The organism is Bacillus sp. A01H (assembly GCF_045277205.1).
Classification (GTDB): Bacteria; Bacillota; Bacilli; order Bacillales; family Bacillaceae_G; genus Bacillus_A; species Bacillus_A paranthracis.
The window spans coordinates 2,519,176-2,531,530 of record NZ_CP117702.1; the positions used below are offsets into that span (position 1 = coordinate 2,519,176).

Here is a 12,355-nt window from a genome sequence, read left to right on the forward strand (position 1 = left end):
ATTCGTTTGAAGAAGGTGTAAGAGCTGCTGAAATTTGCTATGAATTTTTAAAGCAAGAGGGGCATATTCGGTGCGGTGTTCCTGATGCATTTTTCCGAGATGAGGCGTACCAAAAGATAGTTCAAATAGGTGGACCTGGCCCAAAAGATCACCCAGCAGCAAGTCATAAAATTGTCCATACCTATAAAACAATAACGAAAATGTTTGAAACTGCTGGATTTGAGGTAGTTTTACTTGAATATTGTGATGAAAATGGTCAGTTTTATTATAATGAATGGGATGCAAACGACGGTGTTATTTTCCGTTCGAAAAGGTATGATTCTAGAAATAAAGGTGATAAACTTGGTTTTCCATCGTTAATTGTTGATGCGATTAAGCGGTAAATCATTCAACAAAAACAGGAGTAATTCTATAAATTTATGAGTCGCAAATGCGGCTCTTTTTATTTGAGCGTAAGTCTATATTTTGGGAAGAAACGTGCATAAATGATATTTATTTTTCAAGATTATTTAAATTGATTTAGAAAAGATTAAAGTTTTTCTCATCACGTTTAACTTTTAATTACTACTTCGTTTATATAAAGATTTATTTTATATTTATATTCGTGTAAAATAAATTAAGAACATACATTCTATATAGGGGGGCAATCAATATGATAGCTGAAATCGGGAAACTAACTAATGGATATATTGTAAAATTTGAACGTCATTTTTCATATTCGATAGAAGAAGTTTGGTCAGTTTTAACAGAAAATAGTAAGTTAAAAAAATGGATGTCCAATTTGCAGATTGAAAGCCTTAAAACAAATGGTGTAATAAAGTTCGACATGATGGATGGTTCATTTATAAATATTGATATTATAGAGTGTCAACAAAACTCAGTGCTTGAATTTACTTGGGATAAAGATCGGGTCCGATTTGAAATACATAAAGAGGATAATGGAACCCTTTTACTTCTCCAAGAATATATTCACGAATTAACTGATCATACACCGAAAGATATAGCTGGTTGGCATATTTGTTTAGATCTTTTTTCTGCCGTTCTAGAAGGAGAAGAAAAAGAATTTTCTAAAGATAAATGGCAACAATGGTTTGAAATATATAAAGATAAGGTTCTTGAAGTAAGAGGGTAATAACGTTAAAAGTTATATTAATTATGTAATTATTATATTGTAAAAATAATTGTTAAGATTAAAAATGGTTGATGAGTGGTATTGTTGTTTGTTAATCTTTTTGTTTTATTGTCTGTTTTTTTGCATTTAACAGAAATATATACTTGAATGAAGTATATATTTCTGTTAAATTTATCCTATGGATAGAACGAGTTTAATTAAAGGGCATTTAGAAATGTGTGTATTATCTATTTTGTCAAAAAAGAAAAGTTATGGTTATGAGATTATGAAAGAGCTAGAAGTACACAATTTAAAATTGAAAGGAGTAGGAAGTATTTATCCAATTTTAACTAAGTTAAAAAATCAAGATTGGGTTAATACTTATCAAGAAGTAACAGACAGTGGTAAAGTTAGAATTTATTATGAAATTAATGAAAACGGTAAAATACGTCTTGAGAAGAAAATTAATGAGTGGTTAGAATTGCAATCGGATATTCAAACATTATTAAAAAGCGGTTTGAAAGGAGACCTTCTGAAATGAGGAATAGATTGATAGGTAAAGAAAAGCAATTTTTAACAGACGTACTAAAGGAATTAAAGCAATACGATATTAGTTTAGAAGAAAGGGAAAATATAAAGCGACAAATATTAGAACATATTCAAGAATGTCGTGAACATGGTGAAGACAGTATAGATGATTTAGGTACCCCCCAATTATTTGTTCAAGATTTTTTAGAAATAAATGAAATTGATTTACAAGTTAAAATGAAACAACTTCAAAATGAAAAAGGAAAATACAACACATTTGTCTTACGTGGCATATTCATCGCATTTATTACTTACCTCATCTCGCAAACTACATTTTCAATATTTTTAACTGAATCATTTAACCAAACTAATAGTAAAGCTATATTTGATTATAATATTTTATATCGTATATCAGAGAATCAATGGTGGAACTCATTATTAATAATGAGTAGTTTTACAATCTCTGTAGTAGTATTTATTAGTTTAGTAAATTATAAAAAAAGAAAGCTATCTAAAGTATAATGAAGAAAACTATCTATAAATTATTCCGAATATGTATTCTTTGTAATGTATTAGTATTATGTATCGTTCATCCAAAAGTGTATGCTCAGCAAAATATTAAAGCTACTTTAGATAAGTATATTGAAGAATTTATAAATGAACAGAATATTCCAGGAGCTTCTGTTGCAATTGTACATAATAAAGAAGTATTCTTCACAAAAACGATGGGGGTTACTGGAGAATCTGAAAAAAAGGTAACTAGTAAAACTCCATTTGCAATCGGCTCAATAAGTAAATCTTTAACAGCTTTAGCTATAGTGAAATTAATAGAAGATAAAAAAATAAAATTAGAAGATCCAGTTCAACGATATCTCCCTTGGTTTAAACTAAAAGATTCTCAAATATCCTCAACTATAACAATCCAACATCTACTAACTCATACAAGCGGAATCAACACATATGAAGGCTTAGCATTATCAGATAAGCAATCCAAAAGTTCTACAGCATTAAAAGAAAATGTAATGGAGCTTTTAAATGTAAAAGTAACTGCTCCACCAGGTGAAAAATATCAATATAGTAATGCAAATTATATTGTGTTAGGCGCACTTATTGAAGAAGTCACAAATGAAATATATTCATCATATATGGAAAAGTATATTTTTCAGCCGTTAAATATGAATGGCGCGGCAGCAAGTAAAGAAATTGCATATGAAAAAGGCTATTTAACAGGTTATCAGTCGTGGTTTGGCATACCAAGAAAAAGTGTAGTGTCCTATGATAATGCCGGGGCACCATATGGTTATATTACCGCGAATTTGGAAGATATGATTCAATTCATTATGTTTTTGAATCGCCAAGAAAATCCTCAATTTTTAAAGCAAGAAAACATGAATCTTTATCTTTCACCACTTTATCAAACAAATTCAGAAAAAAGTTATGGTTTTGGATTAAGAACAACAAATATAAATGAAAGCGAAACGATGATTTGGCATTCAGGATCAACGCCCGATGCTCGTGCAGAAATATTTACTTTAAATAAAAGTGGCTGGAGTGGTGTGATTTTAACAAATAAAAATCATGTATTAGAAGAAACCGCACTATCAGAATTGAAAAAGGGGATTATTAGTATTTTGAATGGAGAAGAACCGGTTGATATCCCTAAAAATATACCATTAACACAAATTATTATGTTGATAGTTACACTCATACTTTTCGTAATATCAATTATGTTAATTAAAAAGTATAAACATATGAAAACTGTAAAAAAGGTAATTTGGTTATCTATAGGGGGGCTATCGCTACTATTATCTATTACATTCATCCCACTACTTACTTATAGTACAAGTTCACCATGGCGGACGATTAAAATATTTGCGCCAGACGTAGCTTTAGTTACAAGTATTATTGTAACTTTATTAGCTGTGAACGGACTAATATCAATTCGTATAGCCTTAAGAAGGAAAAAAGTATAAGGGGAAATAATTAAAGAAATATAATTCAAGTGTTATAAACGGTTGACTCTCACACAATGTCATTGTTTAAGATAAAATTGAGCTTCGAAGTAGATGTAATTTATAGGAGGAAATCATGTTTAAAATAGGAGACTTTTCAAAACTATCTTCCATTAGTATACGTATGTTGAGACACTACGATAAAGTGGAATTATTACAACCAGTAAAAGTCGATGAACAAAGTGGTTATCGATACTATGCAGCAGCACAGCTAAAGAAAGTAAATCAAATTCAAACATTAAAAGATATGGGATTTAATATTGCAACTATTAAAGAAATAATAGAATGCGATAATATAGATAGCATAAAAGAGCAATTTTTAAATCGTAGTGTTCAAATTAAAGAAGACATGTATAACCTCCAAAAACAATTACGTCTCCTCGAAGACTCAATGAAAACGATGAGAGAGGATGTTGTTGAGATGAATTATCATGTTTCAATAAAAGAAATTCCAGAAAGAACTGTAGCTAGTGTTAGAAAGATTATTCCATCGTATAATTGCGAAGGTGATTTATGGAGTATATTAATGCAAGAAATTCAAATGGAGAATATTAGTATTGACCATCCGAGTTATAGTATTGCGGTTTTCCATGATCGTGAATACAAAGAAAATGATGTAGATATAGAAATACAGCTAAGTATTCTAGGGAAGCACGAAAATACAAAAGACGTTACATTTAAAAATGTGGAATCAGCTAATGTAGCTTCTATAACAGTTAATGGAAGTTATGAACAGATGACAGCTGTAAATGAAGCGGCGGCAAAATGGATTGAGACAGAGGGTTACGAATTAGCAGGTCCAATGTTTAATATTTATCATGTGAGCCCAGCGATGGAATCGGATGCTAATAAATGGGTTACAGAAGTTTGTTATCCAGTTAAATGATTGTAAAGAAAAAAGGCATTATAATATGCCTTTTTTCTTTATAAACTTATCCGTAATTGCAATTAACCAATCATAGTTATCTTTCCTTCTATTATAGTTTTCGTATCGGACTATATAAAGCAATAAAGACTTCAATTAATTTAGTAAAAGCAGCTAAAGCAAATACAAAGACAGGATTATAAGCTGAAATAATACCTCCTACTAACGCTCCAAGTGGCATAGCTAATCGTGTAAGTACACGTGAAAACCCTAAAACTCTCCCTTGCATATTTGATGGAACTGTTTCCTGGCGAACGGTGGCTACAATTGTATTCCATGCAATATTGCAAGTCATTGCAATACCGAAAGCAATTCCGGGAGCAAGCCAATATGTACTCCAAAGCGCAAAAGTTAAACCAATTGCTCCAACAAATAGGAGTAATGGAATTAGAAGACCGCGTTGCAATCTCTTTTCTAAAGGAACTGCAATCAAGCTTCCTAAGAGCCCGCCTATTCCAATTAGTAAATAATTAAAACCACTTTGTTCCGGCGTAAGTTGCAATGTGGATAGTAAATAATACATGAACACACCTAAAACCGCACTTGCTCCAAAGTTTCCAATCATAGCTTGAAAAGATAAAGCTAAATTTAAACGGTCATTTTTGAGCCATTTACATCCATTAACCAAATCAGCTAGTACATTTTGAAGTGTATTTTTATCTTGGCATTTCTTGTTTACGGTTTTCATAGACGGTAATAATATCACAGCAATTAATGTTGCAATAAATGAAAGAACATTAATCCAAAGCATCTGAAAGCCGCCAATAAAAGAAATGAAAACCCCAGCTATCATTGGACCAAATAAACTAGCCAATTGATTAACCATTTGATAGAAAGAATTGGCCTTCGTTAAGGATGCTCCAGCAATTTGCGGAATGACTGTAACAGTTGTTACATCAAAAAGCATGGACATAACTGCTAACATAAAAGTAATTATGTATAAATGCCAGATTTGTAATAGATGTAATGAATGTAGTATTGGAACAAGACTTACTAAAATAATATTAGTAATATCCGCTACCAAAAGTAACTTTTTTCGATCATAACGATCAATTATTACACCAACTAAAGGGCCAAATAAAACGATTGGCAATACGTTAATAGCAAATAAAGAACTCATAATTACAGCTGAACCGGTTAATTGATAGGCAATCCAAGGTAACGCAAAAGTATATAGTGAATCCCCAATTCGTGAAATGAGTAAACCCAAAATAAAAATCTTGTATTCTTTAGTAAAAGTTGTCTTTACGGTAAGGCTACGTTCTTGCATAAGTTTCACACTGTTTATACCACCTTTATTATAGAGAAATTTGAAAATAATTCGTCCAATACTTGTCATATATAGAATTCTTTAATTTTTTGGTTAATCCTACTTTTTACATGTATTTTAAGGAGGAAATAAAAATGAAGAATGTAAAAGCAGTCTGTACTGTTTTAAATAGTATGTGTGGTTGGGGAGAGATGTAGATTACATACATAAATAAACCATAAAAATGTTATGTAAACTATTTGTGCATATGGAATATATTTTCCTTATAATTTGTATTTTATAATATATAATAGAAAGTAATTAAGGGCGGTTATTTGAAAGGAGTGATGTTTTATGAACAAACAGAAGAAAATCAAGCATGAGGTAAAAATAATTTGAGTATGCGTATCATACCTCTATCAACTACGTTCGCTCAAAGCTAGGAGCAGCACATGATAAATATTAAAATTGGAAAAAATCAATACCCATTAACATTGGCTGAGGAGCATAATTTTGATTGGTTAAAGGATGTAGAAGTGTTTACTGTGTTTGATCAGCAAGATTCAGGAAATATTAGCTTTGGTATTATTGAAAATGGAAAACGTTATTTTTTGAAGTATGCAGGTGCACGCAATTTAGAATACAAAGGCAAGATAGGGGACGCGATCCAACGATTAATGAAGGCAAAAGAAGTGTATGAACAAATTCAATATCCTTTACTAGTTCCATATATTAATCCTATTCAAATGCAAAACGGATTTTGTTTAAGGTTTCATTGGATTGATGGGGAATGCATGCACAATCATTGGGACTTTACACCGTTTGAAAAGCACCATGCACCAAATTCGCCTTTTGTTAAGCTAAGACAATTATCAGTGACGGAGAGACTTAACATATTGACACAAATTTTTGAGTTTGCAGCCTATGTGGAGTCATTAGGATATGTCATGGTTGATTTTTATGACGGTAGTATTTTATATAATTTTGAGCAATCAAAACTTACGATCTGTGATATTGATTTCTTTCAAAAAAACCTGTATTCAATAAAGTTGGGGAGGATTTTTGGGGAGCAGGTCGTTTCAAAGCACCTGAAGAATATGAACTGCATGCACAAATTACAAGCGAAACGAATGTGTATGTGTTAGCCGGAATTGCTTTTGCTTTTATTGGCGAGAAAAATGATAAAAGCTATGAGAAATGGGAGAGCACACTAGAATTATATAATATATGTAAAAAAGCTCTACATAAAGAAAAAAATAAAAGATATCGCACTGTTCAAGCTTTTTATGAAGATTGGCTGGCATATATAGGGGAAATTGGTGGATCTTTTTCACAAAGAATCAATAGCATAAGCGTTAATAGAGGGGAAAATACAAAATGAACGAATTAGAGTACAAAAACTTTTATGATAAAGTAGGAAGAGTAAATGGTTGGGATTTTAGTAAAATAAAATGTGAAACTGTAGGAGATTCATGGGACTTTTACGGGGAAGTGAAAGAAAGATGTAAACTTTCAGACACCCTACTTGATGTTGGTACAGGTGGAGGAGAAAATGTACTTAATATAGCATCTTCAGCTAAACTGTTAATTGGAATTGATAATTCTAACGGCATGATTGAAACGGCACATTCCAATTTAAAAAAATCAGGTGTACAAAATGTTGAGTTTTTTCAAATGAATTCTGAAGCGTTAACGTTTCCGCCTGCCCATTTTGATATCGCTTCTAGTTGTCACGCACCGTTTATAGCATCTGAATTAGCAAAAGTAATGAAACAAGGTGCTTTTTTCTTAACACAACAAGTAAGCGAACATGATAAATTAAATCTGAAAGAAGTATTTGGCAGAGGACAATGCTTTGGTGAAAGAGACGGAACTTTAAAAGAAAAGTATATGAGGGAACTTATTAGTGCGGGATTTGAACTCGTGCAAGTACGTGAATATGATGTGACTGATTATTACAGAACGCCTGAAGATCTTATTTTCTTATTAAAACATACGCCTATTATTCCTAATTTTGGAGAAGAGGCAGAAGATTTTACTATTTTACAAAGTTTCATTGATGTTAATAGTTCTGAAAAAGGGATTCGTACGAATTCAAAAAGATTTATGATTATTGCTGTAAAATCTTAATGTATTTTATTGTAAAAGCAGCTTTTCGTTTAAGGAAAGGCAGCTTTTTTATATAGGAACAATGCAGGGGAAACTTGAAAAAATAAAAATAAGTAAAGTGTTAATCAAAAAAATGAAATATGGAGGATAATGGTGTTGAAATGTTACTGTACTAGCAATGAAAGAAGCTAACATATTCATACTAAAGTTGTAGTTTTTATATGAAAAATCCATCCTTCCGTTTGATTTTATCTATTTATAATTGTAATACAATACGAATAGATAGTATGAAATAGGGGGACGTAAAATGATTACACATATTTCTGATATAAAACTACAAACTGTTTCCATAGAAGGGGTAAAACAAGTTTATAGGGACGTATTATCTTTTCCAATAAAAAAAGAAACAGCATCCTACATTCAATTTGAAGTAACACCATATACAACAATTAGTTTTCAAGAAGTGTATGAGCCAATTGCACCTGCGCACTTCGCCTTTGAAATTTCATATTCAAAATTTCATGAAACAGCAAAATGGCTTGAAAAGTCTGGGTTACTCATTGTGAAATGGAAAGATGGAAATATAATTGGTGAGGAGAATAATCTATTCAATTTATACTTTAAAGACGGAGATGGAAATCTTCTCGAAATTATTGCACATAGTTATGTTAAAGAAGATGTATTAATACCGCATTCACCATTAAACGTTTTATATGTAAGGGAAATCGGTCTTCCCGTTAAAAGTGTACCTGTATTTACGAAATGGTTAAAATCAAATCTAGATATGAAAACGATGGAAGATGGGGATATTTTTAACTTTGTTATAGGTGGCACTGCATACATTGTCGCAACTTGGTGGCAGCGACCATGGATTCCGATTGCGATGAAAGCTTTACCACCGAAAGTACATGTTTCTTTTGGAACACCAGATCAAGCATTTTTACAACGCATACAAAATAACTTGAAGAAAAATAGTGTTCCATATGAATGTAAACATAATGAAGTATCATTTATTCAGCAAGGATATTCATTTACGATCTTGCATACACCAAATCTCCATGCTGATATTCCAAGTAAATTAAACTTACCGCTTTCTATTTAAGGATGGAAAGTGGTAAGTTTTTTTGTATAGTCGTGAAGAAGGTTTTAGCTAGGGTTATAGTGAATGTAAAGAGAAGTATAAGATGTTATTCTAATTTATGTTAAGGGGAGAAATGAAGTGGTTTTAGGTAATCCAATTGCAAAAGGGAATACAGCGGAAATTTATCTATATGATAATAAGATTGTGAAATTATTTAAAGAATATCTTCCAGATACAGAGTCTATGAATGAAGCAAAAAAACAAAAATATGCTTATTCATGCGGGCTGCCAGTTCCAAACGTATTTGAAGTGGCAAAGATACAAAATAGACAAGCAATTATTATGGAATATGTAAAAGGGGAGAACATTGGTGATCTCCTGCTTAATAATTTGAATGAGGCAGAGCGTTATATCGGCCTTTGTGTAAATGAGCAAAAAAAGATCCATGCTATACGTGTGAATACAGATGGAATGGAGTTCATCAGGCAAAGGTTAGAACGTCAAATTAAATCTGGACATAAATTAGATGAAAAGCAAAAGGAAAATATATTGAATATGTTACATTCAATTAAATTTGAACCTAGATTATGTCATGGAGATTTTCATCCATTTAATTTGATTTTGAGTAAGGAAGAGAAAGTGAAAGTTATAGACTGGGTAGATGCTAGTTCTGGTGATATTCGGGCAGATGTATTTCGAACATATTTATTGTATGCTCAGACTTCTTTAGAATTAGCTGAAATGTATTTACACTTATATTGCAAAAATACTAGTTTGTTAAGAGATGAGATTTTTCAATGGGCTCCTATTGTTATTGCAGCTAGATTTTCTGAAAAAGTATCACCGCAAAATGAAGTGTATTTGAAAAGATTATTGAATCAGTATTTATAAGTCATAAAAAAGGTTGTCAGCTAATTAATAAACGCTGTTGTTTAACTAAAGTTTCCTTGTAGTTAAACAACAGCATTTTTAAACATTGATATAGGTATACTTATTTTCAATTTTCATCCTATAAAGGTTCATTATCCGTACTTGTTCCTCAGTTAATTCTTCTTTATCCCAATACATATGCATTAAGCTATATTCAAAAATCTCCTTTAATTTAATAAATAATGGAAACTTGTCTATCATTTCTTTAGGTAGTTCATTTTCTTCTTGGTACCCTTCAAATAGTGCTTTTGTAATGGAATGCTCATACTCAACGATATTTGCATTTCCAGCAAATGAATATTCTAAAGCACTATAAATAGGAACTGCTAAATCGAATATATAAAAATGTTTTTCACAGTCTTGAAAATCAATCATTGTTAAGTTTGAATTATTTTCAACTAAAATATTTTCTAACCATAAATCTCCGTGAATTAAGCCGTAATTTGAAGTGGATTTTTGTAGCTCTTTTATAGAATTTAAAACTTCAGATGCAATTTCCCTAATAGTAGTTTCTTCTTTAGGAATATACTTAAGGAAATTATATTCCTCATTCTCATACCAGTCGTTAATATATTTAACCGGTTTAGCTTTTTCAAAGGTTTTAGATATACGATGCAATTTTCCGATTTGTTGACCAAGCTTTTTAAATATAGTAGAATTCCATTTGCATCTTGGTAAATGTATACCAGGAGCAGCTTTATATAATACTGTAAAAAGCTCCTTGTCTAATGTTAATTTTTCTACAAGATTCCCTTGTAAAGAAGGGAGTATTGGTGGAACATCTAAACCGTTTTCGTATAGAAAATTCGTATATGTAACTTCTTCTAATTGTTCTTCATATGTTTTGTAGTTTGTAATTCTAATGAAGTATGTTCCTTGATCTGTGAGACATTCATACATCTCATTTGTTATTGGTGTAATGTAAATAAAATTCAACGGATATAGTTCATTTATGAATTGAAGTATTTCTTTTTCTAGTTTGTTCATTGTAACGTCCTTTCTAAATTTTTATTTTTTAATTAGAGAATTAAAAGAATCTTATTTTACAAAATTCTAGTTTCATTTTTGAAATCCTTTAAAATGAAATATGATGTAAATTGACCTTTAATAATTATTTAGGTCTTGCAAGCATACGAATTAACATTAAATTGAAAAATGAATAGAAGGTATGTCAAAATAAGATAGGTAAAAAATATAAAACTAATACTCATATATAGATTTTATAGAATGGCTCATGTTTTAAAACACAAGAAATATCAAAAGAATGAAACGCACTTCTCTTATACTTTTATATAAGGAGTGAAGGAAATGAATGAACATATACAGCAGATGATTGATTGGTTTGAGCGCAATTTGAAAAAGGGATTTTCATTAGATGAATTGTCCCGTTATATGGGGTATTCTCCTTATTATTGTTCTTTTAAATTTCACCAAGTAACGGGTTTCAGTATTAGACGCTATATTCTTCTTAGAAGGTTATACTTATCTATAGAAGATTTAAAGAATGGTAGGAAGATAATAGATATCGCATTGGATTATAATTATTCTTCGCAAGAGGCCTATAGTAGAGCTTTCAAGAATGTTTTTGGAATGAATCCAAGAGAATTTCAACTTAACCAATTGCCTATTCAATCATTTGTTAAACTCAATATAAATAAGGAAGGAGAGTTTAATATGAATATTTCTAGAAAAATAGAGGTTGAGCAATTACGAAATGCGAAGAGCGAGCTGTTTGATAAAGATGTATTAAACATATTGAATGGTCAAATGATGTATGAAGAATTTAAAAATGAAAAGCTAATGGGTGATTCTGATTACGCACCATTTAATGAAGCGATGTGTGTAAACCAAGTTACTACACTAGTTTTTGATAAAGAATTTATTAAGACAAGGGCAGCAGGACATAACAGTTCAGTAGAAAGTTACACAAAAAAGGTTATAGATCCATTAAAGAAACTTTTTACGAAAGAGTATAAATGTATTGTTTTATGGTTTGGTGAAGATATGTTTTGTCAAATGAACTTACTTACAATACTTTCATACCTTGAACAGTCTCGTTATGAGGGGAAGGTATACTTAAATAGCTTCAGAGAAGATGAATTTAAAGTAAATCAAATTGAACTTGAATTAGGAAATTATTCTTCGCTATACAATGAAGTATTAGTAAATCATAAAAAGACTTTCTATAAGGTACCACCTGTAATGTATCAGGCTATAGATCTATATTTAAAAATGCTAAAAGAAGATAATGCTGTAATGAAATTTATCTCTAAAAATAAAGATTTATCAACTCAACAATTATTAACAAAGTTGTTTCAACTATTTCCAACAATCGGATATGGTGATTCTCAGTATATAGAGCTGATTAATAAAATAAAGAAGAAAGCTACACCAAAAATATAGGTGCAGC

13 protein-coding genes and 1 pseudogene are annotated in these 12,355 nt (G+C 30.7%); 12 read left to right on the plus strand and 2 right to left on the minus strand.

The features are described from left to right. Nucleotides 1-2 precede the first annotated feature (2 nt). The 6 genes and pseudogenes from PSR14_RS13225 to PSR14_RS13250 all read left to right on the plus strand — a co-directional run. Nucleotides 3-383 (plus strand): annotated as a pseudogene (locus PSR14_RS13225) (SAM-dependent methyltransferase); the annotation flags it as partial. A gap of 269 nt (nucleotides 384-652) precedes the next feature. Next, nucleotides 653-1,132, plus strand: coding sequence for an SRPBCC family protein (locus tag PSR14_RS13230; protein WP_000559856.1), 480 nt, complete (start codon nucleotides 653-655; stop codon nucleotides 1,130-1,132). Between the two features lie 178 nt (nucleotides 1,133-1,310). Next, nucleotides 1,311-1,652 (plus strand): PadR family transcriptional regulator, encoded by a 342-nt coding sequence (locus PSR14_RS13235; RefSeq protein ID WP_001997521.1) that lies wholly within the window; start codon nucleotides 1,311-1,313, stop codon nucleotides 1,650-1,652. Next, entirely contained in the window at nucleotides 1,649-2,161 is a 513-nt protein-coding gene (locus PSR14_RS13240) for a hypothetical protein (RefSeq protein WP_002080533.1), read from the plus strand. The genes PSR14_RS13235 and PSR14_RS13240 overlap by 4 nt, the downstream gene beginning before the upstream one ends. Next, nucleotides 2,161-3,612, plus strand: coding sequence for a serine hydrolase (locus PSR14_RS13245; protein ID WP_169509309.1), 1,452 nt, complete (start codon nucleotides 2,161-2,163; stop codon nucleotides 3,610-3,612). Before PSR14_RS13240 ends, PSR14_RS13245 begins: the two co-directional genes overlap by 1 nt. Before the next feature lie 115 nt (nucleotides 3,613-3,727). Further along, nucleotides 3,728-4,537 carry a MerR family transcriptional regulator gene (locus tag PSR14_RS13250; RefSeq protein WP_000472643.1) on the plus strand — a complete coding sequence of 270 codons (810 nt, stop codon included), beginning with the start codon at nucleotides 3,728-3,730 and terminating at the stop codon, nucleotides 4,535-4,537. A 91-nt stretch (nucleotides 4,538-4,628) separates the two neighbouring features. On the opposite strand, the gene PSR14_RS13255 is transcribed toward PSR14_RS13250, so the two are convergent. Continuing rightward, the gene (locus tag PSR14_RS13255) at nucleotides 4,629-5,855 is read right to left on the minus strand and encodes an MFS transporter (protein ID WP_000772538.1); all 1,227 of its coding nucleotides are present in this window, start codon (nucleotides 5,853-5,855) and stop codon (nucleotides 4,629-4,631) included. A 422-nt stretch (nucleotides 5,856-6,277) separates the two neighbouring features. Here PSR14_RS13255 and PSR14_RS13260 point away from each other — a divergent pair, with 422 nt between their 5' ends. The 5 genes from PSR14_RS13260 to PSR14_RS13280 all read left to right on the plus strand — a co-directional run bounded on the left by PSR14_RS13260 (nucleotide 6,278) and on the right by PSR14_RS13280 (nucleotide 9,906). After that, nucleotides 6,278-6,970 carry a serine/threonine protein kinase gene (locus PSR14_RS13260; protein WP_073541693.1) on the plus strand — a complete coding sequence of 231 codons (693 nt, stop codon included), beginning with the start codon at nucleotides 6,278-6,280 and terminating at the stop codon, nucleotides 6,968-6,970. Beyond that, complete coding sequence (locus PSR14_RS13265) at nucleotides 6,964-7,206, plus strand: hypothetical protein (RefSeq protein ID WP_226805551.1); 243 nt, start codon at nucleotides 6,964-6,966, stop codon at nucleotides 7,204-7,206. The genes PSR14_RS13260 and PSR14_RS13265 overlap by 7 nt, the downstream gene beginning before the upstream one ends. Further along, the gene (locus PSR14_RS13270) at nucleotides 7,203-7,955 is read left to right on the plus strand and encodes a class I SAM-dependent methyltransferase (RefSeq protein ID WP_001003853.1); all 753 of its coding nucleotides are present in this window, start codon (nucleotides 7,203-7,205) and stop codon (nucleotides 7,953-7,955) included. Before PSR14_RS13265 ends, PSR14_RS13270 begins: the two co-directional genes overlap by 4 nt. A 286-nt stretch (nucleotides 7,956-8,241) precedes the next feature. Next, nucleotides 8,242-9,036: a VOC family protein gene (locus tag PSR14_RS13275; protein WP_000627958.1), complete on the plus strand. Its 795-nt coding sequence runs from the start codon at nucleotides 8,242-8,244 to the stop codon at nucleotides 9,034-9,036. Between the two features lie 117 nt (nucleotides 9,037-9,153). Beyond that, nucleotides 9,154-9,906 (plus strand): aminoglycoside phosphotransferase family protein, encoded by a 753-nt coding sequence (locus tag PSR14_RS13280; RefSeq protein WP_000242847.1) that lies wholly within the window; start codon nucleotides 9,154-9,156, stop codon nucleotides 9,904-9,906. Nucleotides 9,907-9,984: 78 nt separating this feature from the next. Here the strand turns inward: PSR14_RS13280 and PSR14_RS13285 are convergent, their stop codons facing one another. Next, nucleotides 9,985-10,932 (minus strand): phosphotransferase enzyme family protein, encoded by a 948-nt coding sequence (locus tag PSR14_RS13285; RefSeq protein ID WP_001037117.1) that lies wholly within the window; start codon nucleotides 10,930-10,932, stop codon nucleotides 9,985-9,987. A 321-nt stretch (nucleotides 10,933-11,253) separates the two neighbouring features. Here PSR14_RS13285 and PSR14_RS13290 point away from each other — a divergent pair, with 321 nt between their 5' ends. Further along, nucleotides 11,254-12,348, plus strand: a complete 1,095-nt coding sequence (locus tag PSR14_RS13290) for an AraC family transcriptional regulator (RefSeq protein WP_139303363.1) — start codon at nucleotides 11,254-11,256, stop codon at nucleotides 12,346-12,348. Nucleotides 12,349-12,355 lie beyond the last annotated feature (7 nt).